This window comes from Tenuibacillus multivorans (assembly GCF_900103915.1).
GTDB classification, from domain to species: domain Bacteria; phylum Bacillota; class Bacilli; order Bacillales; family Alkalibacillaceae; genus Tenuibacillus; species Tenuibacillus multivorans.
On the sequence record NZ_FNIG01000004.1, the window covers coordinates 36,550 to 61,660 of the forward strand.

At 38.4% G+C, this 25,111-nt stretch carries 28 protein-coding genes; 19 read left to right on the forward strand and 9 right to left on the reverse strand.

The annotated features are described in order from the left end of the window. Positions 1–109: 109 nt before the first annotated feature. Complete coding sequence (locus BLP77_RS07240) at positions 110–1,228, reverse strand: S8 family peptidase (RefSeq protein WP_245686823.1); 1,119 nt, start codon at positions 1,226–1,228, stop codon at positions 110–112. 295 nt (positions 1,229–1,523) lie between these two features. Here BLP77_RS07240 and BLP77_RS07245 point away from each other — a divergent pair, with 295 nt between their 5' ends. After that, complete coding sequence (locus BLP77_RS07245) at positions 1,524–1,844, forward strand: hypothetical protein (RefSeq protein WP_093856459.1); 321 nt, start codon at positions 1,524–1,526, stop codon at positions 1,842–1,844. On the opposite strand, the gene BLP77_RS07250 is transcribed toward BLP77_RS07245, so the two are convergent. Further along, positions 1,841–2,281: a YaiI/YqxD family protein gene (locus BLP77_RS07250; RefSeq protein ID WP_093856460.1), complete on the reverse strand. Its 441-nt coding sequence runs from the start codon at positions 2,279–2,281 to the stop codon at positions 1,841–1,843. The genes BLP77_RS07245 and BLP77_RS07250 overlap by 4 nt on opposite strands. 137 nt (positions 2,282–2,418) lie before the next feature. On the opposite strand from BLP77_RS07250, the gene BLP77_RS07255 reads away from it, so the two are divergent. Next, positions 2,419–2,871, forward strand: a complete 453-nt coding sequence (locus BLP77_RS07255; RefSeq protein ID WP_093856461.1) for a chemotaxis protein CheW — start codon at positions 2,419–2,421, stop codon at positions 2,869–2,871. 39 nt (positions 2,872–2,910) lie between these two features. Here the strand turns inward: BLP77_RS07255 and BLP77_RS07260 are convergent, their stop codons facing one another. Continuing rightward, positions 2,911–3,351 carry a FixH family protein gene (locus BLP77_RS07260; RefSeq protein WP_176752988.1) on the reverse strand — a complete coding sequence of 147 codons (441 nt, stop codon included), beginning with the start codon at positions 3,349–3,351 and terminating at the stop codon, positions 2,911–2,913. 195 nt (positions 3,352–3,546) lie between these two features. Here BLP77_RS07260 and BLP77_RS07265 point away from each other — a divergent pair, with 195 nt between their 5' ends. The 7 genes from BLP77_RS07265 to BLP77_RS07295 all read left to right on the forward strand — a co-directional run bounded on the left by BLP77_RS07265 (position 3,547) and on the right by BLP77_RS07295 (position 10,430). Beyond that, positions 3,547–3,927 carry a GntR family transcriptional regulator gene (locus BLP77_RS07265; protein WP_093856463.1) on the forward strand — a complete coding sequence of 127 codons (381 nt, stop codon included), beginning with the start codon at positions 3,547–3,549 and terminating at the stop codon, positions 3,925–3,927. Continuing rightward, positions 3,927–4,829 (forward strand): ATP-binding cassette domain-containing protein, encoded by a 903-nt coding sequence (locus BLP77_RS07270; protein ID WP_093856464.1) that lies wholly within the window; start codon positions 3,927–3,929, stop codon positions 4,827–4,829. The genes BLP77_RS07265 and BLP77_RS07270 overlap by 1 nt, the downstream gene beginning before the upstream one ends. Beyond that, positions 4,810–5,550, forward strand: coding sequence for a hypothetical protein (locus BLP77_RS07275; protein ID WP_093856465.1), 741 nt, complete (start codon positions 4,810–4,812; stop codon positions 5,548–5,550). Before BLP77_RS07270 ends, BLP77_RS07275 begins: the two co-directional genes overlap by 20 nt. Further along, a complete protein-coding gene (locus BLP77_RS07280) occupies positions 5,541–6,230 on the forward strand; it encodes a hypothetical protein (protein ID WP_093856466.1) in 690 nt (229 codons plus the stop codon). The genes BLP77_RS07275 and BLP77_RS07280 overlap by 10 nt, the downstream gene beginning before the upstream one ends. 64 nt (positions 6,231–6,294) lie before the next feature. Then, on the forward strand, positions 6,295–7,707 hold the full coding sequence (locus tag BLP77_RS07285; protein ID WP_093856467.1) for a glycoside hydrolase family 18 protein: 1,413 nt from the start codon (positions 6,295–6,297) through the stop codon (positions 7,705–7,707). 139 nt (positions 7,708–7,846) lie between these two features. Continuing rightward, a complete protein-coding gene (locus tag BLP77_RS07290; RefSeq protein ID WP_093856468.1) occupies positions 7,847–8,860 on the forward strand; it encodes a TDT family transporter in 1,014 nt (337 codons plus the stop codon). A gap of 94 nt (positions 8,861–8,954) precedes the next feature. After that, positions 8,955–10,430, forward strand: a complete 1,476-nt coding sequence (locus tag BLP77_RS07295; protein WP_093856469.1) for a Na+/H+ antiporter NhaC family protein — start codon at positions 8,955–8,957, stop codon at positions 10,428–10,430. 114 nt (positions 10,431–10,544) lie between these two features. Here the strand turns inward: BLP77_RS07295 and BLP77_RS07300 are convergent, their stop codons facing one another. Continuing rightward, positions 10,545–11,537 (reverse strand): ABC transporter substrate-binding protein, encoded by a 993-nt coding sequence (locus BLP77_RS07300; protein ID WP_093856470.1) that lies wholly within the window; start codon positions 11,535–11,537, stop codon positions 10,545–10,547. A 194-nt stretch (positions 11,538–11,731) separates the two neighbouring features. On the opposite strand from BLP77_RS07300, the gene BLP77_RS07305 reads away from it, so the two are divergent. From BLP77_RS07305 to BLP77_RS07330, 7 genes are all read left to right on the forward strand, one after another. Continuing rightward, entirely contained in the window at positions 11,732–12,730 is a 999-nt protein-coding gene (locus BLP77_RS07305) for a FecCD family ABC transporter permease (protein WP_093856471.1), read from the forward strand. Further along, complete coding sequence (locus BLP77_RS07310) at positions 12,723–13,772, forward strand: FecCD family ABC transporter permease (protein WP_093856472.1); 1,050 nt, start codon at positions 12,723–12,725, stop codon at positions 13,770–13,772. The genes BLP77_RS07305 and BLP77_RS07310 overlap by 8 nt, the downstream gene beginning before the upstream one ends. 35 nt (positions 13,773–13,807) lie before the next feature. Further along, positions 13,808–14,587 carry an IucA/IucC family C-terminal-domain containing protein gene (locus BLP77_RS07315; protein ID WP_093856473.1) on the forward strand — a complete coding sequence of 260 codons (780 nt, stop codon included), beginning with the start codon at positions 13,808–13,810 and terminating at the stop codon, positions 14,585–14,587. Positions 14,588–14,667: 80 nt separating this feature from the next. Beyond that, complete coding sequence (locus BLP77_RS15800) at positions 14,668–14,814, forward strand: hypothetical protein (protein ID WP_176752989.1); 147 nt, start codon at positions 14,668–14,670, stop codon at positions 14,812–14,814. Then, positions 14,811–15,239 (forward strand): damage-inducible protein DinB, encoded by a 429-nt coding sequence (locus BLP77_RS07320; RefSeq protein WP_093856474.1) that lies wholly within the window; start codon positions 14,811–14,813, stop codon positions 15,237–15,239. The genes BLP77_RS15800 and BLP77_RS07320 overlap by 4 nt, the downstream gene beginning before the upstream one ends. Before the next feature lie 16 nt (positions 15,240–15,255). Further along, positions 15,256–15,822, forward strand: coding sequence for a tetratricopeptide repeat protein (locus BLP77_RS07325; protein WP_143001409.1), 567 nt, complete (start codon positions 15,256–15,258; stop codon positions 15,820–15,822). Beyond that, complete coding sequence (locus tag BLP77_RS07330) at positions 15,815–16,654, forward strand: DUF2785 domain-containing protein (RefSeq protein ID WP_093856476.1); 840 nt, start codon at positions 15,815–15,817, stop codon at positions 16,652–16,654. Before BLP77_RS07325 ends, BLP77_RS07330 begins: the two co-directional genes overlap by 8 nt. Positions 16,655–16,702: 48 nt before the next feature. On the opposite strand, the gene BLP77_RS07335 is transcribed toward BLP77_RS07330, so the two are convergent. Continuing rightward, positions 16,703–17,845, reverse strand: a complete 1,143-nt coding sequence (locus BLP77_RS07335; RefSeq protein WP_093856477.1) for a conserved virulence factor C family protein — start codon at positions 17,843–17,845, stop codon at positions 16,703–16,705. 113 nt (positions 17,846–17,958) lie between these two features. Here BLP77_RS07335 and BLP77_RS07340 point away from each other — a divergent pair, with 113 nt between their 5' ends. Beyond that, positions 17,959–18,318 carry a hypothetical protein gene (locus tag BLP77_RS07340; protein ID WP_093856478.1) on the forward strand — a complete coding sequence of 120 codons (360 nt, stop codon included), beginning with the start codon at positions 17,959–17,961 and terminating at the stop codon, positions 18,316–18,318. Between the two features lie 113 nt (positions 18,319–18,431). On the opposite strand, the gene BLP77_RS07345 is transcribed toward BLP77_RS07340, so the two are convergent. Continuing rightward, entirely contained in the window at positions 18,432–19,646 is a 1,215-nt protein-coding gene (locus BLP77_RS07345; RefSeq protein ID WP_176752990.1) for an MFS transporter, read from the reverse strand. 189 nt (positions 19,647–19,835) lie between these two features. Here BLP77_RS07345 and BLP77_RS07350 point away from each other — a divergent pair, with 189 nt between their 5' ends. Continuing rightward, positions 19,836–21,116 carry a helix-turn-helix domain-containing protein gene (locus tag BLP77_RS07350; protein WP_093856480.1) on the forward strand — a complete coding sequence of 427 codons (1,281 nt, stop codon included), beginning with the start codon at positions 19,836–19,838 and terminating at the stop codon, positions 21,114–21,116. Next, entirely contained in the window at positions 21,113–21,535 is a 423-nt protein-coding gene (gene fosB / locus BLP77_RS07355; protein ID WP_093856481.1) for a metallothiol transferase FosB, read from the forward strand. Before BLP77_RS07350 ends, fosB begins: the two co-directional genes overlap by 4 nt. A gap of 28 nt (positions 21,536–21,563) precedes the next feature. Here the strand turns inward: fosB and BLP77_RS07360 are convergent, their stop codons facing one another. From BLP77_RS07360 to BLP77_RS07370, 3 genes are read right to left on the reverse strand one after another with little or no spacing between them, the layout of a single operon-like run. Further along, complete coding sequence (locus tag BLP77_RS07360) at positions 21,564–23,582, reverse strand: TRAP transporter permease (protein ID WP_093856482.1); 2,019 nt, start codon at positions 23,580–23,582, stop codon at positions 21,564–21,566. Then, positions 23,579–24,043 (reverse strand): DUF1850 domain-containing protein, encoded by a 465-nt coding sequence (locus tag BLP77_RS07365; protein WP_093856483.1) that lies wholly within the window; start codon positions 24,041–24,043, stop codon positions 23,579–23,581. Before BLP77_RS07365 ends, BLP77_RS07360 begins: the two co-directional genes overlap by 4 nt. After that, complete coding sequence (locus tag BLP77_RS07370; RefSeq protein WP_093856484.1) at positions 24,033–25,019, reverse strand: TAXI family TRAP transporter solute-binding subunit; 987 nt, start codon at positions 25,017–25,019, stop codon at positions 24,033–24,035. Before BLP77_RS07370 ends, BLP77_RS07365 begins: the two co-directional genes overlap by 11 nt. Positions 25,020–25,111: the final 92 nt, after the last annotated feature.

Genomic DNA, 25,111 nt, shown 5'->3' on the forward strand with positions numbered 1-25,111 from the left:
CTAATGTCTTTATTACATTGGCAGTAAGGGCTGGTTCATTCAATAGTTACCTTAATGATTAATCAGGCAGGAGGGGGAGGGCCCCACCCACCTGAAGTAATTTCATTGATTAGTAGCTTATTGCATCATAAGATTGAACTAAACCATTACCATAGTAGTTTGAGTTGCCTAAATACTGTGCTGATTGGTTTAGTAGTGAGCGTAATTGTGCGTTAGATAAGCGTGGTTTTGCCTCCCAAACCTGTGCAGCTACACCAGCAACGTGTGGTGATGCCATTGACGTACCATTAAACGAGTCATAGCCGTTTCCTGGAACTGTACTTAATACGCTTACACCAGGAGCGGCTATCTCAACAGCTGGACCATGACTTGAGAATGAGGCGCGGTTGTTGTTTTGATCAACAGCGGCGACGGCAATTACGGAATCATATTTAGCTGGATAACCAACTGTGTCACCCCAGCCCCAATAGTTACCGCTATTACCAGCTGCAGCTACAACTAAAATACCGCTATCATAAGCTAAATCAGAGAATTGTTTTAGAATAGATGAGCTTTGAGAGCCACCTAAGCTCATGTTGATTATATCCATATCGTTTTGGATCGCCCATTCAATACCTTCTGCAATCCCTGCATATGAACCGCTACCATTAGCATCTAACACTTTTACAGCGTATAATGAAGCATCTGGAGCGACTCCTAAAACGCCAGTATTGTTGTCTAAAGCTGCTACGGTACCTGCTACGTGCGTACCGTGGCCATTTCCATCGTTGTATGGTGAATCACCAAAGACAGAATATCCACCATCAACATCTAAATCGTCGTGTGTGCGGTCGATTCCTGTGTCTAAAATGGCTACTTTAACACCTGATCCATCATAGCCATCATTTTGTGATTGCGTTCCCTCAACATGTGGGATACCCCAAGGAACGTCTTGCGCAATTGCCTTTGCTTCGGCATTTTCCTCAACGTATTTAATTTGAGGATGATTTTGTAATCCTTTTGCCTGTTTATCCGTTAACTCTAAGTGGTAAACAGGTAAAGCATCATATGTGTGTAGGATATCTTGATCCTCAACACCAAATGATTGTAGGACCCCTTTTTTCGCTGGGCCATCAAATTGAACTAAATACTCCTTGCTGAGCTCGGTTTTAGCTTCATCAGCAAAACCAGTTTGCAGTGGCATCAGTAATAAAACGAGCACACTAACAAATACAAATAATTTTTTCACGACATTTCTCCTTTCAAAATTTTTTAAAACACACGACAGTGTCAAATATATGGCTCTATTCGTGGTGTATGACTAAAAGGCATCTCCAAATCAATAATTGCTAAAATATTACCACTATTAAAAAATAGTAGTAAATAGGATTTAAGTCAGGAGATTTTGTCGACGTGACGAGAATCATTTGTTTTTCATGAATGTTCAGAATGATAGATTTGGAATATTGTGGATTAAATTCAATTAAAAGTGTAAAATTGGGGATTATAAATGAAGGAAAATGGGTTGGAAATGGGTGAAAAGGATGAAAGATAACTATTTAATGCTTTTATACTTTATCGGGGTAACGATTGTTAATTTATATCCAATCTATATCTCACTCGCAATCGTAGGGCTCGTGAATCAAAGTGGACATAATATTGACGGATGGATTGAGGTGACGTTATTTTTAATTGGGCTTACGTTCTTAGCGCTTATCATATCATTTCCGATATACATTATAGGCTGGCAGATCGGTCAGTCGTATTTTTCGTTTTTTCAAACGCGGACTTATACCATCTTAATGGCTGTGGCTCTAATTGGATTAACGAGCTGGTATATGTATACAGCAGTTAGATTGTATTAGTTGTCGATTGCTTTTACGAAACGTACTCTAAATTTCTCACGGTCGGTTTCTGTCATCGCTTTTGGCCCCTTAGTGCGTTTTCCGCTTTTACGTTCCATGGCACTTGCATAGCGTGAATGTAAAAGGGTGTCCATTTTATCCGGGGTATATATAAACCCTTTATGGTGCAGGATGGTGCATTGTTTAGCCATTAAAAGGGAGGCTAGTCCATAATCTTGGGTCACAACGACATCGCCGGGATGAACGATTTGCATCAATTTATAATCGGCCGCTTCATGCTCCGAATCGACATAAATCGTCTCCACATGGGGTTCTTCTATTTTATTGGAGTAATGGGCATAGCTTTTCACTAAGACAACTATAAAATCACGCTTGCCAGCTTCTTCAATGATGATATCTTTAACCGGACAAGCATCCGCATCAACATAAATTTTCATCTTCATCACCTCTTATAAAATTGTAGCATGCTATCCAAGTATTGACTTCAATTAAGTGTTAGGTTACGATTTTTATAATACTTTAAGACTATATGGCATAAGTAAAAAGTTCCATATCATATAAGGTGGTGTCGTTTATGGAAAAGAATGTTGTCTTTAGAATGCGTGATGAACATTTTGGTGTCCCGATTGATCAAGTACAATCAATTGAAAAAGTAACTGAATTTACGAAAGTTCCTCAGGCCCCTAATTATATTAAAGGGATTGTCGAGCTTCGCGGTGAAGTTACGACTGTCGTTGATTTACGTCACTTATTAGATGTTGGACAAACTGAGCATACATCTGAGGCACGTATTTTAATTGTTCAAGTTGAAGGCTTACGTATTGGATTATTAGTAGATGAGGCTAAAGAAGTGATCGACATCGATCCAAATTCCGTTGAACAGCCTCCACAAATGGTCGGTGGAGTCAAGAAGGAATACATAACGGGTGTAGCCAAGCATGATGATCGATTACTCATTTTAGTCCATTTGAAAAAAGTGTTAGATGTTGAGCAAATAGAAGAAGTAAGAGAAGCTGTGGAAGCGTAAGACACCCCAACTTCAGAGGGCTGAAGTTGGGGTATTTATTTACTCCTCAACGACTTCGATAGCTTTTTTAGGCATAGTATGCTGTGCTTTGGCTGTGACGTGAGCATACATTTCATACGATCCTGTTTCCTCAAAGGTGAAAGTTGCTTCATAAATGCCATCTTCTGTATAACTGGCTTCGACCGTTTTACTGTCGTCTTCATGATCAACCTCCCACACCTCAAAGTTGACCTCATCAGCCTCAGATACAGGTTCACCGTCATGGGTGACTCTGGCTTGAAGGGTGACTTCACCGAGCTGAACCTCATCTTCAACTAAAACGTCGACCTTCAATGGTATGAGCGAGTCATCTGTCTCTTCTTCATGGTTACCATGGTTATCATGTTCCATGTTTTCTTCAGGTTGTGATTCACTTTGATCCCCACATGCGACTAAAACTGTTAAAGCCCCTATGATTAACAAAAACAAAAACCGTTTCATGGGTTCATTCTCCTTAATTAACATATTCATGTTTAACATTAACATAGCGAATTATAACGCGACTTTCAAATTGTGAACATCCACTGAATAATTCATGAATATATCTTGATGTATTGACAGATCGTCATACTCAACTATAATTAAACTAGTGCATTACAATACTAATGCACTAAACCGCAGAGAGTGGGTGATAGTTTGGTTCTGAATCATGACAGTACTAAGCCCATCTATGTGCAGATTGCGGAATGGCTTGAGACAGAAATACTAAATGATCACATTTCGACAGATGAAAAAATGTATTCTCAATATCAACTGGCCGAAATGTTTAACATTAATCCAGCAACTGCTGCCAAGGGGCTTAATATGTTAGTCAACAATGATATTTTGTATAAGAAGCGTGGGTTAGGTATGTTCGTAAATCCAGATGCTAAAGGCAAAATTTTATTAAAACGTAAAAATGAAAACTTGAAACAAATGATACGTGAGCTTGTCCAAGAAGCTGAATACCTGAAAGTCGATCATGATGAGCTCATGGAGATCGTTCAACAAGTCCGAAAAGAAAGGAAGGATCGTTGATGGGAATCATAACGTGTCAAAACGTATCAAAATCATTTAAACGAACGAAAGCGTTAAATGGTTTTAATGCAACGTTTATGGAAAATCGTCTAACAGGATTAATCGGACGTAACGGTGCGGGGAAAACAACGTTACTAAAAATGATTGTTGGACACGGAACGCCAGAATATGGGCGCATTCAAGTTTTTGGTGAGAATCCATTTAACAATTTAAAAGTGTCAGCGAATACCATTTTTGTTGATGATGAAATGGTGTTTCCAGCTGAGATGAAGCTACATGAAATTATTAAAATGGCAGGTCTTTTTTATGACAATTGGGATGGAGAGTTAGCTGAACGTTTAATGATATATTTTGGGCTGAATAAGGGTGTTTTTCACGACCAATTGTCTAAAGGTAAGCGAAGTACGTTTAATATGATATTTGGTCTCTCGGCAAGGTGTCCATTAACGGTATTTGATGAACCGACAACAGGAATGGATTATTCCGTTCGTCAGGACTTTTACCGCGCATTACTGAAAGAATATATTAACCATCCGAGAACGATTATCTTATCGAGTCATTTATTAAATGAATTAGAGGGTTTGTTGGAGGATATTATTTTAATAAAAAATGGTGAATGCTTAATACATGAATCGATGGAGGATTTCAAAGCGTTTGCGGTTGGGCTTACGGGGTCTAAAGAACATATTGAGGCACATGTAAGGGAAGAGGATGTATTTTATCGAAAAAATGTTGGTTCAACCCAGTCATATGTCGTTGTACGTGATCAATTTTCACAAGATGCAAAAGCTGATCTAAAAGAATCTGGTATTCAAGTCACAAAAGTCGATGCAGCAGACCTGTCGATGCATTTAACTAGTGAAACAAAAGGGGGCATAGACGATGTCTTTAAACAATCCTAGTCTATGGAGCGTTGCGAAAAAGCAGTTTTGCTATAAATGGTTAAGCTATAAAAGTGCCTTTCAGGCATTAATCGTTGTTCAGATTATAGCGATGTTCTTTTCGGTATTAGGGGTTGGTAATGCGAGTACGCGATTAGGTGGAATGGATGTCAATATAAACTATTTATCTGGAGACATTGTCTTCTTTTTTACGATGTTATGGGCGTTTTTTATGTCATTATCGGTTGATAACAGTCAAAACCGCTTAGCCGATCAAATATTTATCACTAATCAGTGGAGTCGACACCTGGCAAATGCTATGTTTTTAGGGGCCTTATATTTGCTCGCTGCTGTTACGGCCATTTTGTCTGGATTTTTAATTAAATTAGTGAATATATGGATGTATGGGCTTGATGAAGCAGTTGTTTATATAGATTATACGTTCTGGGATATCATTTTAGCGATTGTGATGAGTTATTTTTATTATATGTTAATTGGATCGATTGGCTATGTGATCGGACACTTTACCATGATTAATAAAGTCATGAAAATCGTTGTGATAGTTTTAGGGTTTGCTTTTCTTCTTTACCAAGAGAATAAGTTAATTGCTGATATCGCACTGTTTTATGGAAATGAATCGAACATATTTTTATTTATGCTAAAAGTGATGTTAACAAGTGTTCCGATATATATGCTAGGTATGCTAGTGTCGCGTGGATTGGAGGCTAAATTATGGAATTAGTCAGTAGTCTATTACCTATTATATTGTTGCTGATTATATTGTTTATCATTATAGGATTCGTATCCAAAACGACTTCCATTTTTAAATTTTCATCTAAACGTAATGCGATAGTAGTGGGTTATGTGGCGGTTTTAATTATAGCAACCACCGTATATTTTGTTGTTGTACAGGGTGAAGATTTAGTTCAAGAGGTAGATCAAGGTCAGGTGGTTGAATTGCGAGAGGAATATAATGAAGCCATACAAAATGAAGATTATGATGATGATTCGGTTAGAACGGTGAACCAGTGGACATTTAAGGCAACGAAGAACCCTATTGTGATAACTGGAAATGTAGGCTACCCATTTGGAAGTCAAGTCGTCGAACGGAATGATGATTATGATGAGATTAGAGTGACTCAATATATGATGAATTATGATCATGAGCTATTAGACCAACTACCAGAACTTTATGTTGAATTGACTGGAGGACCAGAGCGAGAAAAGGTACTAAGGATTAATAAGCCAGGAGAATATATGCAAGTAAAAGTTTTAGCCAAGGAATTTCCACTAAGACAATTAGAGGGAATATCTCTATTTGATATCCCCTACATTAAAGGGAGTGATGGCTTCCATCAATTTTTATATATTGAGGTTCCAAGCGATGTTGAAGTTACTAGAAATGAATTGATTGGTGGATAGAGACCATAGGACAAACACGACATGAATAAGATAGATATAGGTTTAAAGAAGGAGGAAAAAATCAATGAATATTCATGTCGTTAGAAGTGGGGACACGCTTTGGCAGATTGCTAGACGTTATGGGTCGGATATTAACCAAATTGCATTGGCGAACGGTCTAGAAGATGAGGACGTCCTAGTTGTAGGTCAGGCGTTAGTCGTCCCTAACCCTGAAACGGAATATGTGATTCAACCAGGTGATGCTTTATGGGAAATCGCCCAGCGCTATAATGTACCTTTAAATGAGCTTGCCGCGTATAATAATATCGTTAACCCAAGCTTGATATTTGTTGGGGATATGTTGGTGATGCCATACCGCATTCATACTGTATCGAGTGGCGAAACGCTTTGGATAATTGCTAATCAGTATCAAACAACGGTCTCAGAGTTAGTTCAGTCAAATGCTATTAGTAATCCATCCTTAATCCAACCTGGTCAAAAAATAAGGGTACCTATGGCTGCTAAACCATTTACCGAAGTAAATGCTTATGCAACGGATGTGGATGAATCCGGTAGAGGGGACGTACTAGATGTTGGTCGTCATTTGACTTATTTAATGCCATTTACTTATACTTTCCGAGAAGATGGGACGATTACGACATTAAATGAACAGCCTGTCCTTGAAGCGGCATATGCAACAAATACAACCCCCATATTGGTCATGACTAATTTCGTGAACCAAGATTTTGATTCTGATTTAATGGCTACATTATTACGAAATCCAGACATTCAAGAAACGTTTATCAATAATTTACTTAACATTATGCGTCAGAAAGGTTATGTAGGGGTTAATTTTGATTTTGAGTACGTTTACCCTGAAGACCGAGAAAATTATAATAATTTTCTACGTCGAGTCGTCAATCGATTACGTCCTGAAGGTTTATTGACGACAACAGCATTAGCTCCTAAGGATTCTGGTGAGCAGACTGGTTTGTTATATGAAGCCCACGATTATCCAGCTCATGGCGAAATAGTTGATTTTGTCGTGTTGATGACATATGAATGGGGTTGGGCTGGTGGTGAACCGTGGGCTATTGCTCCAATTGATGAAGTGCGTGAGGTGCTTGATTATGCCGTTCAAGTCATACCACGGAATAAGATTCTGATGGGTATTCCACTATATGGCCGTGATTGGGATATTCCGTGGGAGCAGGGGACTTTTGCGGAAACGGTTAGTCTTGATGAAGCTTTAGATCTCGCAAACCGATACGGTGCCAATATACAATACCATACACAGCATCAGTCACCGTATTTTCAATATACAGATGAAACGGGACAGCGTCATGAAGTATGGTTTGAGGATGCCCGCAGCATGAGAGCCAAATATAAAACGATTAAGGATTATGGGTTGCGGGGGGCTAGCTATTGGGCGTTAGGTATCCCGCTGAAGCAAAATTGGCTGGTGCTTCAAAATGAATTTAGAATACGGAAGATATGATGAGGTAAAATCCCGGTTCGCTATTAGGCAATCCGGGATTTTACTTTTTGGTCCACAGCTACCCTCACTTCAACCCAACCATTTGTCATAAACCTACGGGGGTTGGTAAAATTGTATATTAGTGAGTGAGGTGTACAACATGATAAAAAAACGAATTGATCCCGCCTCTGGTGCGATTATTATGGCCAACGGGATTTTTCTTTATGGTGGAATACAAGCTTTCCCTATAATGGATTTGTACTTAGGTAAGACCTTGGCTATATTGTTATTCATGGCATGGATTATCATTTATTCAAGGCTTTCGATACAATTTTTCCAAAAGGATTTTTTTGTGCCGTTTATAAACAACCCCGTGTTGTCTTTTACGATGGGGACTTGGATAGCAGGCGTTTCGGTCTTATGTAATGTGTTATTAAAATATTTCCCTAATTTATTACCTGCTCTACAAGTGATGGCGATCATTAACTTTACACTTTGGTTAATCTTTTTAATAACGATGATCAAAAGTTTTGGCCGTTTAATAAAGAAACCGACGAAGTACATCCATGGTGTCATTCTTCTTTCAACCGTGGGGACTCAATCGATCGTCATTTTGATGAAAAATTTATTTAGCCATTTTCCTGATAGCTTGTTTCAGGTCTTTGTGATTTTAGGTATTATATTTTATGTTGCGGGAATATACCTCCTATTTAAGCGTTATTTATCAGTGAAATGGAAGTTGACAACTGATTGGAAAAATACGAATTGTATCATCCATGGGGCACTATCCATAACTGGTTTAGCCATGGTGACGGCACATTTATATTCTTCGGTATTTCTCATAACGTTTTGGATCATTGTATTTTCATTACTTGTTGTAGTTGAAATCATCGAAATCATTCGAGCTTATAAACGAGTACATGAATTCGGCTTTAAAAAAGGTGTGTGGACATATGATATTACTCAATGGTCACGGAACTTTACATTTGGCATGTTTTTTGCCTTTACAAATGCGTTGGTGACAAGCGAGGCGTATGAAATACCGAATGCGATTGCCCAGTTACAAATTACATTATTACCAATATGGGCTTGGGTCGTCCTTTTCTCAATTATTGTTGAGCTTATAATTTTTATCCAGAGTAAGATAAATTTGCCAAAAACACTTGAAACATGATAAGTATTGTCAGTTTTTTATTTTTTCAAATAATTTTGTATATTTGTCCGACTTTCTGTATACTATTTAGTAAATTAAGAGAGGAGGACAAATTATGGGGAATCAAAACGAGGAATTAAAAGAAGCATCGGCCTCGAAAAAAGTCGAAAAACTAGAATTTCGGGGTGGACCTATCATAGCGACTGTTCCACTTGTCTTTTTCATCATTTGGGCGATAGCTTTAAGTGTGGCCAATTTAGTTTCTGAACCAGCATTAATTCTTGGGATCGTCATCGGTTTATCACTTGGACTTTTACTATCTAAATCAAAATGGGCTGACTATGCCCAAGGATTATTTGATGGTATGGCGCAACCAATAGGGGTCGTCGCGATTATTGCATGGTTCTGGGCTGGCATGTTTGCGACATCATTACAAGCCGGTGGACTAGTTGATGGTTTAATTTGGTTTGGTTTCCAAACCGGATTTGAAGGCGGCATGTTTGTTGGTTTAACGTTTATTCTAGCGTCGTTATTCTCAAGTGCTGTTGGTACGGGTTACGGTACAGTTGCGGCGTTCGGTATTTTAGTATATCCAGCGGGTGTTGTATTAGGTGCTGATCCAGTTATCTTATTAGCAGCCATTCTTTCTGGTGCGGTGTTTGGGGATAATTTAGCACCGGTTTCCGATACAACAATCGTATCTGCGACAACTCAGGAGGCAGATGTTCCAGGCGTTGTTCGCTCACGTTTTAAGTATTCGATTGCAGCAGCTATTCCTGCATTAATCTTATTTGTCATTTTTGGTGGCGGTGACGGATTGGGGGATACAGCCGCACTTGCTGAATTAAAGGCGGAGGTATCTCCAGGAGGATTGATATTCCTCATTCCGTTCGCCATAGTACTCATTCTAGCTCTAAGTGGTCACCACCTATTAACATCTCTAACTTGGGGTATTGTGGCGTCAGTTATTATGTTCCCGATTTTAGGGCTTCCGTTAACAGATATTATTCATATTTATCAAGCAGACGATGGGAGTGCTGTCGTTGAGGGTGCCTTAATGGGTGGTTTAAGTGGATATTTCAATATGGCCATCTTAATTCTTTTCATTTTATCGGCGTCTCATTTACTAGAGCTGGCTGGTACAATGGAAAAAATTATGAACTTCTTTATTCGCATCATTAATGGTGTAGCTAGGCGAGCAGAACTATCGATCTATGCGATTGTCGCATTCTTGAATACGTTCATTACCATTAATACAGCGGCAGAAATTGCAGCAGCTCCTTTCGTTAGCAAGATTGGTAAAAACATGAATCTCCACCCTTATCGTCGTGCGAACTTCCTTGATACCGTAAGTTCATCGCTAGGATATATCTTCCCGTGGAGTGGTGGTGTACTATTAGCTTATACAACTATTAATGGGGTCATCGATAATTACGGAATCCCTGGTGTTAATCCAATTGAAGTAGTTCCATTTGTATTCCAAGGTTGGGGGCTAATGATTGTAATGCTTATTGCAGCCTTAACTGGATGGGGATTACGTTATACAGGTAAAAAAGGAGAAGAAGTAAAACCACAAGATTATAAAGGGTAAATAAAAAAGGTTGGCTCATTTGGTGAGTCAACCTTTTTTGTCTGTAAAAAAATATAAATAACTCGCGTCAATTAACGCGAGTTATTAAGGGGGTAACTTTTAAATGCTTATCAATTATTCAGATAATAGCATTTCCTCTAGATCATCTAGCATGAGGTTAGCAGCTAATACTCCACCTGCAGTATTCCAGATTGTGTCACTAACTTCATAAGCTTTTCCTTCTTGAACAGCGCTTAGGTTATTCCATAACGGATCGTTAACCCATTCACTTTCAACTGATTCACCGTCTTCGCCTTCAGGTTGATAGGTGAAATAGAAGATGACATCGCCATCCATTTCCTCAATTCGTTCTTTCGTAACACCTTTAGCAGCGAAATCATCGACATCCTGAGATTCAGGGCGAGCTAATCCAATCTCATCTAAAATAATCCCTGAGAAGGAGTCTTTATGATAAATACGAACATCGGATGGCATAAAACGAACCATTGAGACTTTTGTATCTAACTTACCTGCTTCTTCAAGGTTGGCACGAAGTTCTTCTACGCGCTTTTGATAGTCGTCTAGAACTTGTTGCCCTTCTTCTTGTTTATTAAAAGCTTCGGCAATCAGTTCAAAGTTTATTTTCCAATCCCCGCGAAGTGTTTCTTCAAAAACAGTTGGAGCAATCTCGCTTAATTGTTCACTGTACTCTTCTTGACGCATTTTATTAGCTAAAATTAAATCAGGATCTAAAGCTGCAATCGCTTCTAAGTTAATGTTACTTTCGGTTCCAACTACCTCTACACCTTCCATTTGATCAGAGATATGGTCGTACCAAGGATCTCCTGTCCATGACTGCACAGCACCCACAGGTGTAATACCAAGTGAGAGTAGTGCTTCTGTGCCATGGTTTGTTAAGACAACGATGCGTTCTGGCGTACCCTCAATAGGTGTTTCTCCCATCGCATGTTCGACTGTATATGATTCACTGTTTTCTTGGTCTTGCTCCTGGCTTTGATCAATTTGACCGTCTGCATTGTCATCCGTATCGTCAGAACCACAAGCTGCTAATAAGAACACAAGAGCCAATAGTAATAAACCTATTTTCCAATACCCTTTTTTAAACATTATGTTCTCCTCCTGTATGTAAATTAATTTATTGAGAATGATTTTCAATCACAACTAAATGATAATAGTTCTCAATCATAAAGTCAATACTAATCCTTCATTTAATTGAAAACGATTATCATGTTCATTGACAATGATTATCAATTAGATTAGACTTAAAGCAGTGAGACAATCACGTTGAAAGGTAACTTAAAATGTTAACGAAAACATCAACTCGAGTAATCGGAATAATCATCGGAATTTTAATTGTTCTACTATTAATGTGGGCAAGTATCGTTTTAGGATTAACAAAAATTACGACTCAAATGGTAATTGATTCATTTACGCATTACGATCAATCCAATGAGCATATCATTATACAAACAGCTAGAATACCAAGAGCTTTAATCGCTGCTGCTGTCGGCTCTAGTTTGGCTATCGCAGGTGCGATTATGCAAGGACTGACGAAAAACCCTTTGGCATCTCCTAGTATTTTTGGTGTTAATGCCGGGGCAAGCTTTTTCGTTGTGTTAGGCGTTAGTTTTTTTGGCGTGACATCGATAACAGGATTTACATGGCTGGCATTCTTAGGCGCCGCACTTGCAGCGGTTACCGTTTATGCCTTAGGCTCTGTCGGGACAAATGGACTAACCCCCGTTAAGCTAACACTAGCCGGCGCCGCCATCGCTGCTTTATTTTCATCGATGACACAAGGGATTTTAACATTAGACGAGCGTGCACTAGACCAAGTGCTCTTTTGGCTAGCGGGTGCTGTCCAAGGTCGTGATTTAGACCTATTAATAGGTGTATTACCATACTTACTAATAGGCTGGGTCGTGTCACTATTTATCGGTAAGAAAATGAATGTACTAACGATGGGAGAAGACGTGGCGGTAGGCTTAGGGCAAAAAACATGGCTCGTCAAAGTGTTGGGAGCTATGGTGGTTGTCCTTTTAGCTGGTGGAGCTGTTGCCATCTCTGGGCCAATTGGATTTGTTGGCCTGATTATACCGCACGTCGCCCGTTGGTTCATCGGCTATGATTATCGCTGGTTAATCCCTTATAGTGGTTTACTCGGCGCCATACTATTAATTTCAGCTGATATCGGTGCACGGTATATTATTATGCCAGCAGAGGTTCCAATCGGTGTGATGACTGCATTTATTGGTGCTCCTTTCTTCATTTATATTGCGAGGAGGGGCATAAATGAATAACTACGTCAAACTTAAAATAGGTAAGCTACAATTTTTAGTCAATAAAAAAGCAACAACGGTTATTTTGTCCCTAATCTTTGTGATGGTTGCATTAATCATTGCGAGTCTAGGGATAGGTCAGATGAAAATATGGCCCTTTGATGTAGTAAAAGCCATCTTTGGTTATGGTGAGGACATGCATGACTTAGTGGTCAATCAATTCCGAATGCCGAGAATCCTATTAGCTGTTTTAGCTGGGGCAGGATTGGCGATGTCAGGTGCCATTTTGCAGGGTATTATTCGAAACCCACTTGCCTCACCGGATATTATTGGGATTACAGCTGGATCAGCCTTATCAACAGTCGGCTTTCTCGTTATTTTTAGTGACCGAAGTAATTCATTATCAGTTAGTATTCAATGGCTACCACTCGCATCCCTCATTGGTGCTATTTTGATGGGTATTTTCGTGTACCTTTTAGCCATGAATCGAAATGGAATACAACCGGTCAAATTAGTTCTAATTGGCGTTGGGTTATCTGCTGCTGTTGAGGCGGTAACGACGATGATCATGACGTTTGGACCGATTTACACAGCAGCTCGCGCTAATATTTGGCTAACTGGTAGCGTGAATGGGACCAACTGGTCAGAGGTTGCTACGATTACGCCTTGGATATTAGGACTTGTAGTTATTTTATTTTTCTATACCACAAAACTTAACATGCAAGAACTAGGTGATGATCTTGTGACAAACGCTGGTGCCCGTGTTCAGCGAGATCGACTAATCCTATTAGTTTTAGCTACGGCACTAGCAGGTGGTTCTGTCGCCTTTGCCGGTGGAATAGGATTTGTTGGATTAATGGCACCGCATATTGCCCGTCGACTGGTAGGCTCAACCTACGCGGCGCTCTTACCAACTTCAGCGTTAATTGGTGGAGTAATTGTACTTGTCGCTGATTTAATAGCACGAACAGCATTTGCACCATTAGAAATTCCTGCGGGGGTATTTACCTCTCTTATCGGTGCACCATATTTTATTTATCTGTTATTTAAAACACGTAAATAAATGTATAACCAATAAACAACAAAGGGTGTATCAGCATGGCACAATTGTTGAAATCAGAGAAAATTTATTTAAAAGACAATTTCAGAATGGTTGATTATGCTAAACACGTTTCGGTAACTTTAGATCAATTGTTGGACAAAGACTTTCTACTTAAATACTTACAGGACATTAAATCCGAGTTTAACACGGAAAGTATTTTTGTTGCCGGATCTCAGCTTATGAAGAGACTTGGATTTAATATCGTTTTGCCAACGTTGTATCTCATGACGGTCCATGACATGAAATTAGACATGGATTTTAAACGTGCCGGTATTGTACCGAATACAGTTGGAGACAAATGGCTTCCTAATTTGTATTTGAAGGATTTTCATGTGGAATCAATAGTTACTTCGGAGCGTGAAGATGTACGACAAGCTATAACAGAAGATTTGTTTCAAAAAATGGATCAGCTCGTTCAAGCTGTATCGAATGTATCACGAGTACCGAAGCCTAACCTATGGGAAAATATCGCTATCTATGTTTATTGGTTATATGAGAAAAAGTTAAAGGAAGATCGTTTCAGGGACGTTGCAAATCAAGTGGGTGATGATTACAGCTTCTTGATACGTGGGCTTTCAGCGGACGTATTTGCGGATAACTGTAACCAGCTGACCAACTTTTATTGGGGGCGCCGTGTAAAAGACGATGGCACACGAATCCGTCGTACCTGCTGCTTCTATTATGGTGCGAATTCAGATCGCAAATGTTGTTCAACTTGCCCGAAATCATCAGAAGATGTGGCTAAACCATTACCGTTTGAGACGGTGAAAAACTAAATACTCATAACATTTATCCTCTGTTCAATTGCAGAGGATTTTTTGTGGTAAGATAGGTGGTAAAAGAAGGGAGAGATATGATGTACGAAAGTATTTTTCGAGACATCATAGACATCATCCACCACGATTACTTAGGTTGTAAGGATAAAGAGGGATGGGACCATCCAGAGGAGTTTGAAGATAGTCTTCATGAAGGAATCACAAAAAGTATGGAGATTTCTACATGAATGCCGATGCCTTTCGATACGCTGCAAACATGACTAATGAGCTTGCGGTCACTATACCAGAGAAATATTGGGATACTTCTTTGGTAACGGATTTAGGTACCTTAAGAAAGCTCTTTATCCATATGATTCGCGTCCGTGATATATACGCCAATGGTATCCAAACAGGAATAATTGAATTTCCAGGTAGCTTACCGGAAAATAGAGGTTTACTTCTAGAACTTAAAAGAAGTACCGAAGACCTAGCCATCACGGTTGAGCAGTCACATGCAAAACAAATTCAAATGGGTGATGAACTATTAAAATTAGAAGAGGTCGTTGGGGCTGCCATACAACATGAGGGGATTCACCAAGGGCAATATCATATAGCATTAAAAAATTCAGGCTTAGATATCCCAGAACTTTGGAAACGGGGCTGGAATTTTTAGCAGGGGAGATGCAACTTTGAACGAACTACGTGAGCAACTAAAATGGCTACAAAAAATTATTTATTTTGATGAACAAGACTATTTACGAGAAAAGGCGAATGATAAAGAAGTTCTACAGGAGATCATCAATAAAGCTGAGGGATTACTAGATCAGACTAATGTTGAAAGAGAGCAATTCTTCCTATACGGTACGCTCGGAAATTTATACCGCGTAAAAGAAGAGCCTGACCATGCCATTCATTATTTATATCGAGTGCTTGAATTGGCATCACCGGATTCAATTGAAGAGATTATCACACTCATTCGTCTTGGTGAAGCCTATAAATATCAAGACGAACACGATAAGGCATTGAAACTTTTTGAGAAAGCTCTTCTTAATTGTTATGAATTTGAACCCGGTTATCTTGATTTTGCCTTCCAACATAAAGGAAAGTGCTTAATGGAAATGGGAAGAATATCGGAAGCGATGGAGGCGTTTCAAGGAGCCTTGGCGATTAGAAAAGATAATGGCGATCAAGATTTAATAGATTCTACTGAAAAGGCAATTGATTATTTGATGAATTTAGGTGAGGGGCATGAATGAACAGGATTTAAAGAGTAGATTATTAAAATTAAAGGAATCTCGTAACCATTTAAATAGAGATAAGCTTCATTTATTAACAAAGGCTATGTTAACCCATCTTGGTTCTACTGACTCTGAATTAAGGGATGGCCTCATTTATACACAATTTGTTCAACTTGTACTAGACGATCTCTTTAGTGATGATGAACTAATTCAAATTTTGGAAACTTGTATGGGAGAAGATTTTTTGTATGATCGAATAGGAATTGGTGAAAGTGATGCTGTATTTAAACGATCCTTTTCTAGTTTGTTAATAGCGGTCATTTTACATAAAAATGCTGAAAATCAATTCCTGGATCTGAAGAAATTGATTAAAGTTGCCGATCGTCTTCTAGAATACTTACAGCTAGAAAAGGATATTCGTGGTTACGTTGAAGGTAAAGGTTGGGCGCACAGTATTGCTCATGTAGCAGATACACTCGCTGAGCTGGCAAAACAACCGAACCTACCTGAAGTATATTTGGAGAAAATTTTTATAGCTATTAATTGGAAAATGAGTTTTGACAAAAGGTTATTTTCGGCTGATGAGGATGAACGTATGACGATAACTGTTATGAATCTTTTATCAAGCGGTTTAAATACACAAACAATGATACGGTCTATAAAGCATGTTGCTGGGGAGTTAGTTAACGATTTTCTTACAGGGCAACAATCTTATTTTCATTCCAGGATGAATTATAAGGCTTTTTTAAGAAGTCTATATTTTAATGTCATGGAAATAGAAACTTATTCTAATCTTGTTAATGCGCTTCATCAATCGAATAAAGATTTAATGAAGCCTTATCTTGAATAATTGTGGTTATTAATATAAAACCTCTCGCCAAAAAGCGAGAGGATTTCATCACTTATTTTTCTTCTTCGTCATCTCAGTCATCTGCTTCCAGATGGATCCTTTTGCTTCTTCGCCGCCTTGGATGCGGGATAGTGCCATTTTCGCTTGCATGCGCACTTCGAATTCAGGGTCTTCTAAAGCGTCTTCTAAAGCTGGAAGGGCAGTGTCATCACCATATTCATATAAAAACATCGCCGCTCGCCAACGGACAATCCGGCTTTTGTCCTGTAAAGCCTTAATCATTTCGGGAATGGCTTCTGTAAATCCAAGATCAGATAGGCAGTCTCCAGCCGTTCGGCGGACTGTGACAGTTTTATCTTTCATAGCCTTATAAATGTAAGGCAGGACTTGTTTATCCTCGATTTCTCCGAGATAGGCTGTTGCGAGTCGTCGAACAGACATTTTGGAGTCGTCTAAGGCTTTATCAAGCGCAGGTAAATCTTCGACGGTTGGGTCTGGCATTCGATCAAGTGCAGCATAGCGATCTTTCCAATCTTCTGCTTCTAATTTTTCGATTGTCAGCTTCTCTTGAGGGTAGGCTTCTACATCATGGGCTCTACCTTTTATGGCTAGTTTGATGAGTGCATCTAATCTATCCTGGTCATAGGTCGCTTCAATTTCATCAACTACATCTTGTCCAATGTCATTGGCATCACCATAGCGAGGACTTTGCTCCACCCATTCTCGTTCAGCTAACAAGTCAGCATCTTTTGAAGCTTCCATAACTGCATCCATGAAGCGTCCTGCCAGTCCAAAGCGTTTCTCTTCCTCTTGTTCCTCTGTCTTAACCTGCATGGGAATGTTACGGAATTTCTGAATGAAAACCTTAATCTCACCAAAGTTATCTTCGGTAGACTGATCGTTAGTACTTTTGCTAGGGCTTTCATCCTCAGTGGATCCTAATACTTCTTTAACCTTTGGCAAAATGTCTTCCCAAGGGACTTTCGGGTTTCGCTCTAACGCCATAAAATCAATGACGCGGTAGAGCTCTTTGACACCGTTAATAGCAAATAGTTCTTTGACATAATTAGGTGCATCACTTAAGTCATCATCTATTTTATATTCTTCGGTTTGACCATCTTTGAGTGATTCATCCACGTTTATTTTCATGGAATAAGGACTTGGTGTTGGTTCTATCGAAACAATTTTCATGTTAATGACCTCCTTAGCTCTACTTAAAGTTTAACAAATCTAGCATGATGGGGCTATTTTTTACATAAAATTGGGTAATGATAGAGTAAAGTGCCCTTAAGGAGGAGCGGATCATGAGTGATTTCACCGTTAGAATAAAGGATTATGTCGAACAGGCTAGGGATTACACCGTGGACCGATTTGAAGCGTTAAAAAATGTATCCAAAGATGTCTGGCTTAAAAATAGCCCGGCTCTAGGACTGTTATTTATATATTTATTATACCTAATGTTCTCAGCTAAAGAAGGTTCGATCGCTTGGACGATTATTTTTTTAATTGGTTTCGGTTATGCGATATTTGCTATAAAATATTGGAAGAAGGATCAGGAGTTTAACTTAAATTTGTCGTTAGTTTTACTTTTATTTAGCTTTGCATTTGCTGGTTTTGAAGGGTTTAGTTTTTTGATTTCGTCTTTATATGAGAGGGTTTTTTGAACCTCTCGCCACTTAATGATCTTATGCCTGATCTTGGGTGGAAAGAGCTGGAACTTATAGGCTTTTATAACTGGCATTTCCTTCATTATTCGGTGTTTCTTTAACTCAAAGTATTATCCTTCACCCTGTAACTTATTGATTGACCGAATATCGCGGTCTAGTATGGGAACAAGAGCCCATAAAGCCATCCATGCCCCTGCGAATAAAAATAAGTATGAAACTTGATATACATCTGCCATATATCCACCTAGCATCGTTAATGGTGGGATTAAAAATGAAGCTAGAGCAACGGTAATAGTTGCAACCCTTCCTCTGAACTCATCTTGGACAAGAATGATGAGAATGGAACTATACATGATTCCCTCAATGGTTCCAGATCCAATCATGAGAATGAAAAATAATAAACCTATATAATAATTGTCCGTCATTCCCATACCAATAAATGCTAAACCAGCTATGATGAAATCAATCGTCATTATGATAAATGGTCTAGTAAGATTAATAATCTTACTAGCAAGTAAACCCATTATAATTCCAATGACGGCACCTGATGCATTTAACAAACCAAATTGAATAGCGGTCGCCCCATACTGATTAGTGACTAATACAACTAATAGTGATCCAGCGATTGTTGTCACATTTAATGCTGTAGCAAGGAGGACCATTTTAAAGACGGGTTTATTATTTTTAAGTACATGTAAACCTGATTTTAATTCTTTTAAAAAGCTTGGCCTTGTCTTTTTCTCTTCAACTGATTGTTCCAGTGATATATTGATTACAAATATCAATAATATGCTAGCTAACAAATAGAAGAAGGAATGAGTAAGCATGACACCAATGAATCCAATTAGTCCAATCACAAAGCCGCTAATTGATTGCCCGATCAATTTACTCGTTTGACTTGTGGATGTAATGTAACCATTTACTTTAACAATTCTATTCTCACCAACGATCCGAGGAAGAAGCTTGTTTTCTGCCGGACCCACGAAAATCATACATACATGTTGTAAGATAATCGATACATATATTAGAAAAATTAAACTATCTAATTGAATAAAATATCCACTTGCCAACATGATCCCAATTAAAAACATAAAGGCGTAGCCAATTTGCATGGAAGTTTTTGGTTCTTTGCGATCAAGAAAAACACCAATAACCGGCGCTACTAAAACATTAGTTAACGTCGTAATCGCCATAACTGTTGCTGCGAAAAACGCCGAGTTGGTTAATTGATAAACATACCATAATATCGCTATATCAAACATGCTATCAGCGAGTGTTGTAAAGAATTGATTACTCACAATTAATCTCATATTACGTTTAATCATGAAATCCTCCATCATTTATTTAAATATATTTAATTAATATTTTAAATATATTTAAAATTAAGTCAACAGTTGTTTGGTTAATAAATCATTGAAAATCATATTATGGCGTATTTTGTAGGGTAAATATATTTAAAAAAATTTTAAATAAGTTAAAATAAAGATAAGGTTTGTTAAGAAAAGAGGGGTTGTATGGACCATATAGGTGAGCATGTTAGAAAGTTGCGTAAGGGAAAAGGATTAACCTTGACGCAATTAGCGGGAAATCACTTGTCTGCAGCTATGGTCAGTTTAATTGAAAACGGTAAAACAAAACCAACCGTCGAAACGCTACAGCATATTGCTAAGAAATTAGATGTGGATGCAGCGGAGTTAATGGGTGAAATGAACCGTAAAAATTTAAGGGATGTATTATATGAGCTACAAGAACTATACGTTTATGGCGAGGCTGCCTTCCAAAAGGTGATTAAACGGATTAAGCAAGTCCTACCTAAATTGTCTCATAACTATGAGTCCGCCCGAATATACGAATGGTATGCTAAGGTTTTATTTTTCTACTACGAAATGGAACCTTATGCTGAGAAGTGGGTGATTTATGGCGACTGGCATGATCCAGCTATCAAAGCAAAGGAAATCTATGAATTGTTACAGATGGATGAGAATGCTATTAAGATTGAGCTATTTTTAATTAGAGTGGAGTATTCTCAAGCCCATTATCAAAAAACATTAGAACTCATTGAAAGCTTGTTAGATAAGATGGAGTCATATGAGGACAGTCGGGAGTTAATAAGGAATAACATTCACTTAAAAAGTATGCAATCAGATGCTGAATCTGGTCTTGGTAATAGTAAAAAGGCCCTACAAATCATTGATGAGGCTATTAAATATTCTAAGGAAACATTGGTATTTGATTACTTTTATAACTTACATAACACGGCCGTGTTATTACATTATAATGAAGGAAGAAATAACGAGGCTCGAGAACATCTAGAACAAATAGAGAAATTTATTGAATTAACGGAAAATAATAATATGTATACAGAAAAAATGCTCATTCAAGCTCATTACCAGGAGTTTTTTGAAAATAACCCAACGTTATCACTTGAAACCTGTGAGCAATTAGAGGGTCAAATAAATAGCCAATTCAATCTCAGTCCTGAACTACTTAAGGGATATCAAGAACACATTAATGACCAAAAGGCACGCTGTTATACAAAACTAAAACAGCCAAATCAGGCACTCCCACTTTTCCATGATCAATTACGTTCGATGTTTGTAAAAGATCACCCTATGGACCGTTCATTGCGTGATATTACTTATTCTTATCGCGCATATTGCTATCACCAGTTAGGGGATACCAACAAAGCTATGACAGAAGCAGAAAAGGCTGTTGAAAGTTTAAAAACATATCCTCATACGCAGTACTATCAATTTGCGCGTGAAGTGTTGAAAGAGGTGCAACAATTAGTATGAACCTAAAAGGTATTAATCATTTGTTATTTTCAGTATCAGATTTAGAACAATCGGTTAAGTTTTATCAGGACGTTTTTGAAGCTAAATTATTGGTTAAAGGTCGTACGACAGCTTATTTTGATTTAAATGGTTTATGGCTTGCTTTAAATGAGGAAAAGGGTATTCCTCGTCAAGAGATTTATGAGTCGTATACGCATATTGCTTTTTCCATAGATGATGACGAATTTGATAATGCTGTTGAGAAGTTGAAACAATTGGGGGTTAACATTTTACCTGGGCGTGAACGAGATGAACGCGATAAACGTTCGGTCTATTTTACAGATCCTGATGGTCATAAGTTTGAATTTCACACAGGAACATTAGAAGATCGAATGGACTATTATCGCGAATCAAAAAAGCATATGACATTTTATGATTAAAAAATCACGCGCCGCGGCGCGTGATTTTTTAAGCTACTTGAGCTTTTTGTTTTCTATGTTTGATCACGTTGATTGTCAAAATGATTAAGATGATCGCTAACCCTATTAAGTCTGTATTAAGACCTGGTATAACCGATAATAGGGCTCCTCCAAGTAAGATGGCTCGAAGGATAGGGTTCATAAATGTTTTAAAGAATCCTTCTAATGCTGAACTTAATGCAACTATACCAATGATCGCAGTACCAATGTTGAGAATAATATCCGTCACTGGTGGAAATGGAAATTCAGTTGCGTTTGTGGATAGGCCTTCAATATCTATCATTAATAATGAAGGTTCGTACACAAATAGGTACGGAATGATAAAACCTGCTAACGACAGCTTCAAGGCTTGGAATCCTGTATTCATCGGATTTCCTCCAGAAACACCGGCTCCAGCAAAAGCTGCCAAAGCGACAGGTGGTGTGACGTTAGCAAAAATACCAAAGTAGAACACAAACATATGTGCAATTAATACAGGAATACCAAATTCAGCTAACGCTGGTGCAGCCATTGTAGCTGTGATGATGTATGCAGGGATTGATGGTAATCCCATACCAAGTAACATGGATGCTAGCATTGTAAAGAACAGAGTTAAGAATAATGAACCTGCACCTAAGCTCTGGATTGAAGAAGTCATAACCGTACCAAAGCTTGTTAAGCTAACAACCCCGATAATAATCCCAACAACAGCACAGGCAATCATCACGGTTAGTGACTGACGAGCACCAAGTGCCATGGCATCAAAAATATCCCTGATTGACATTCTGGTCGTTTTTCTAAACGATGCCACAACAATGGTTAGGACGATTGTCCAGAATGCTGCAATTCCAACCGGTAAATTCTGAAATAACATCACAACTAAACCAACAATTGGAATAAGTAAGTGTCCACGTTCTTTCATAACTTCCTTAATACGTGGTAAATCGGCCTTCGGAATTCCCTTTAGGTTTCGTTTACCTGCTCGATAATGGACCTGCATAATAACGGCTAAATAATACAATACAGCAGGGATTAAAGCTGCCAGGGCTATAATACCGTAATTTATCCCGGTTGTTTCAGCCATAATAAAGGCACTCGCACCCATTATCGGTGGTAATACCTGACCTCCAACTGAGGCACTAGCTTCAACTGCACCAGAAAAGTTTTTGTTATAGCCGATTTTTTTCATTAATGGAATCGTAAAGGACCCAGTACTAACAACGTTAGCCACCGCAGCCCCATTAATACTACCCATAAATCCACTGGAAACCACGGCAACTTTGGCTGGTCCACCTTGTCGATGTCCAGCTAAAGCCATCGCGATATCATTAAAGAATTGTCCTAATCCTGATTTTGTTAAAAAGGCTCCGAATAGAATGAATAAGAAAATAAAGTTAACAGAAGCACCAATAGCTGTAGAATAAAGCCCCTCTGTTTTCAAATATAACTGTCCAAAGATATCCCCTAAATCAAAATCGCGTGTCGTGAGTCGCATAGGTAGAAAATCCATATGACTGAAAAATGGATAAGATAAGAAAACTAATGCAACAATTGGTAAAATGATTCCTGTTACACGTCTTGCTGCTTCTAGTACGAGGAGTACGGCCAAAATTCCAACCACAATATCCATTGTATTCGGAATTCCACCGCGCTCAGTTACAATCTCAGTGTATTCCGAGATTAAATAAATCGCTGTGTAGAAACTAAGTGCAAAGAGAATCCAATCATATACTGGAATTTTCGTTCGATCTTGTTTAGAGAAAGTCGGATAAATTAGGAATATTAAAGCTAGCCCAATCGCCACGTGAACGGAACGCTGCTGTAAGGCTGGAATTGGATTAAACTGAATCCATAAATGATAGGCAGAATAAATAACAGCAATTCCAAAGACGATCCAGGCAAATAGTTTTTTACTCCCGAAATCTCTAACCTTGGATTCGCGGTCATATTTTTCAAGTACTTCTTTATTCACATCTTGTGCGTTGTTGCCCTTAACATCTATCGAAACATCGTTTTGATCTTTACTCATAAGAATTCCCCTCCAAAAATGTTCCAGAGATGAATATTCCGCGTCGTGATGTTGACCTCACTATAAGGTTCGACCATTTGATATAACGGAATGTCTTTGGAACTTGTTTCAATGGTCGTTTGTACGTTTTCCGAAACAACCACATTCAATTCATCCATTTGACGGTTGATTTCCATACGTACGAACCCATCTTCAACTTCTGTATCCTTTCCCTCAGCAGGTACACCAGCACCAAATGTTTTAAAATAAGTCTCTGTTAATATTAATTCCCCATTTTGATTTTTATATTTTTCATACCATTTTTCTTTTTCTACGGAATGTGTCCAAGAAAGAGTAAATGAATCATCGTTAAGGAAGTAAGTATGCTGGTCAGTTTGGATTTGGATAACTGGGAAATGGAAAAAAAGAAAAAAGAGGAGCACCAATAAAATTGCGCCCCTCCTCAACCATTTACTGTTCATTGTAATAACGTTCTGCTCCTGGGTGAATTGGTGCTACCATACCCTTTTGAGCGCTATCTAATGAAATATCAGACGCTGCTTGGTGTGAGTTGACTAATTGGTCTAGGCTGTTAAAGAGCGTTTCAGTTAATTTGTAAACATCATCTTCACTAAGATCTGAACGAACGACTAAAGCGTTCATAATAGCAGCAGTTTGGACTGGCTCTTCGTTATTATAAGTCCCTGCTGGAATTTCCATTGAAACAAAGTAATCTTTTTCCTGTGCAATTTCTTCAACTTTTTCTTTTTCGATTGTAACAATTTTAAGGTCAATGGACTCTGCTAATTCTAAAACAGAAGAGTTTGGTAGACCACTTGTTAGGAAAGCTGCATCAATTTGTCCTGAACGAAGGCCGTCTGCTGCCTCGGCATAACCTAAGTAATCGACTTCAATATCATCATAAGTAATACCATGACCTTCTAATAAAGTACGAGCATTTACTTCAACACCTGAGTTTTGGTCACCGACTGCAACACGTTTACCTTCAAGGTCGCTAAGTGTTTCGATGCCAGTGTCTTCAGTTGTTACAACCTGTACATAGTTAGGATATAATGTAGCGATTTGTTGAATATTTTCAATCGGCTCATCGAAATTTTGAGTGCCTTCTACAGCTTGACTTAATGTATCACTCATAACAAAAGCCATTTCAACTTTTTCTTCTTTTAATAAGTTAACGTTTTCAACAGAAGCACCTGTTGTTTGGGTTCTTGAGTTAACATTTAGTTCCTCTGTGTAGATTTCACTAAGAGTTGTCGCAATGATATTATAAGGTCCTGATGAACCACCAGTTGCGATTGTCGCAATGTCAGTGTCTAAACCTTCATCACTACCACCTTCACCGCCTGACTCATTGTTTTCATCTCCACCACTACAAGCGGTAAGTAAAAGAGCTAACAATGCAATAAATGTGAAAGCGCTTAGAAATTTCTTGTTCATATTTGTTCCTCCTTGATTGTCTAAAATTTTTACAAAAATTATTATACCATAGTAATTATCAAAATATCTATATTAAAAATTTAAAACCATTA

Excerpts from the sequence above, each read along its gene's own strand:
- BLP77_RS07245 (WP_093856459.1), top strand. The coding sequence starts at position 1,524 with ATGAAAGATAACTATTTAATGCTTTTATACTTTATCGGGGTAACGATT.
- BLP77_RS07250 (WP_093856460.1), bottom strand. The coding sequence starts at position 2,281 with ATGAAAATTTATGTTGATGCGGATGCTTGTCCGGTTAAAGATATCATC.
- BLP77_RS07255 (WP_093856461.1), top strand. The coding sequence starts at position 2,419 with ATGGAAAAGAATGTTGTCTTTAGAATGCGTGATGAACATTTTGGTGTC.
- BLP77_RS07260 (WP_176752988.1), bottom strand. The coding sequence starts at position 3,351 with ATGAAACGGTTTTTGTTTTTGTTAATCATAGGGGCTTTAACAGTTTTA.
- BLP77_RS07270 (WP_093856464.1), top strand. The coding sequence starts at position 3,927 with ATGGGAATCATAACGTGTCAAAACGTATCAAAATCATTTAAACGAACG.
- BLP77_RS07275 (WP_093856465.1), top strand. The coding sequence starts at position 4,810 with ATGTCTTTAAACAATCCTAGTCTATGGAGCGTTGCGAAAAAGCAGTTT.
- BLP77_RS07280 (WP_093856466.1), top strand. The coding sequence starts at position 5,541 with ATGGAATTAGTCAGTAGTCTATTACCTATTATATTGTTGCTGATTATA.
- BLP77_RS07285 (WP_093856467.1), top strand. The coding sequence starts at position 6,295 with ATGAATATTCATGTCGTTAGAAGTGGGGACACGCTTTGGCAGATTGCT.
- BLP77_RS07290 (WP_093856468.1), top strand. The coding sequence starts at position 7,847 with ATGATAAAAAAACGAATTGATCCCGCCTCTGGTGCGATTATTATGGCC.
- BLP77_RS07295 (WP_093856469.1), top strand. The coding sequence starts at position 8,955 with ATGGGGAATCAAAACGAGGAATTAAAAGAAGCATCGGCCTCGAAAAAA.
- BLP77_RS07300 (WP_093856470.1), bottom strand. The coding sequence starts at position 11,537 with ATGTTTAAAAAAGGGTATTGGAAAATAGGTTTATTACTATTGGCTCTT.
- BLP77_RS07305 (WP_093856471.1), top strand. The coding sequence starts at position 11,732 with ATGTTAACGAAAACATCAACTCGAGTAATCGGAATAATCATCGGAATT.
- BLP77_RS07310 (WP_093856472.1), top strand. The coding sequence starts at position 12,723 with ATGAATAACTACGTCAAACTTAAAATAGGTAAGCTACAATTTTTAGTC.
- BLP77_RS07315 (WP_093856473.1), top strand. The coding sequence starts at position 13,808 with ATGGCACAATTGTTGAAATCAGAGAAAATTTATTTAAAAGACAATTTC.
- BLP77_RS15800 (WP_176752989.1), top strand. The coding sequence starts at position 14,668 with ATGTACGAAAGTATTTTTCGAGACATCATAGACATCATCCACCACGAT.
- BLP77_RS07320 (WP_093856474.1), top strand. The coding sequence starts at position 14,811 with ATGAATGCCGATGCCTTTCGATACGCTGCAAACATGACTAATGAGCTT.
- BLP77_RS07330 (WP_093856476.1), top strand. The coding sequence starts at position 15,815 with ATGAATGAACAGGATTTAAAGAGTAGATTATTAAAATTAAAGGAATCT.
- BLP77_RS07335 (WP_093856477.1), bottom strand. The coding sequence starts at position 17,845 with ATGAAAATTGTTTCGATAGAACCAACACCAAGTCCTTATTCCATGAAA.
- BLP77_RS07340 (WP_093856478.1), top strand. The coding sequence starts at position 17,959 with ATGAGTGATTTCACCGTTAGAATAAAGGATTATGTCGAACAGGCTAGG.
- BLP77_RS07345 (WP_176752990.1), bottom strand. The coding sequence starts at position 19,646 with ATGATTAAACGTAATATGAGATTAATTGTGAGTAATCAATTCTTTACA.
- BLP77_RS07350 (WP_093856480.1), top strand. The coding sequence starts at position 19,836 with ATGGACCATATAGGTGAGCATGTTAGAAAGTTGCGTAAGGGAAAAGGA.
- fosB (WP_093856481.1), top strand. The coding sequence starts at position 21,113 with ATGAACCTAAAAGGTATTAATCATTTGTTATTTTCAGTATCAGATTTA.
- BLP77_RS07360 (WP_093856482.1), bottom strand. The coding sequence starts at position 23,582 with ATGAGTAAAGATCAAAACGATGTTTCGATAGATGTTAAGGGCAACAAC.
- BLP77_RS07365 (WP_093856483.1), bottom strand. The coding sequence starts at position 24,043 with ATGAACAGTAAATGGTTGAGGAGGGGCGCAATTTTATTGGTGCTCCTC.
- BLP77_RS07370 (WP_093856484.1), bottom strand. The coding sequence starts at position 25,019 with ATGAACAAGAAATTTCTAAGCGCTTTCACATTTATTGCATTGTTAGCT.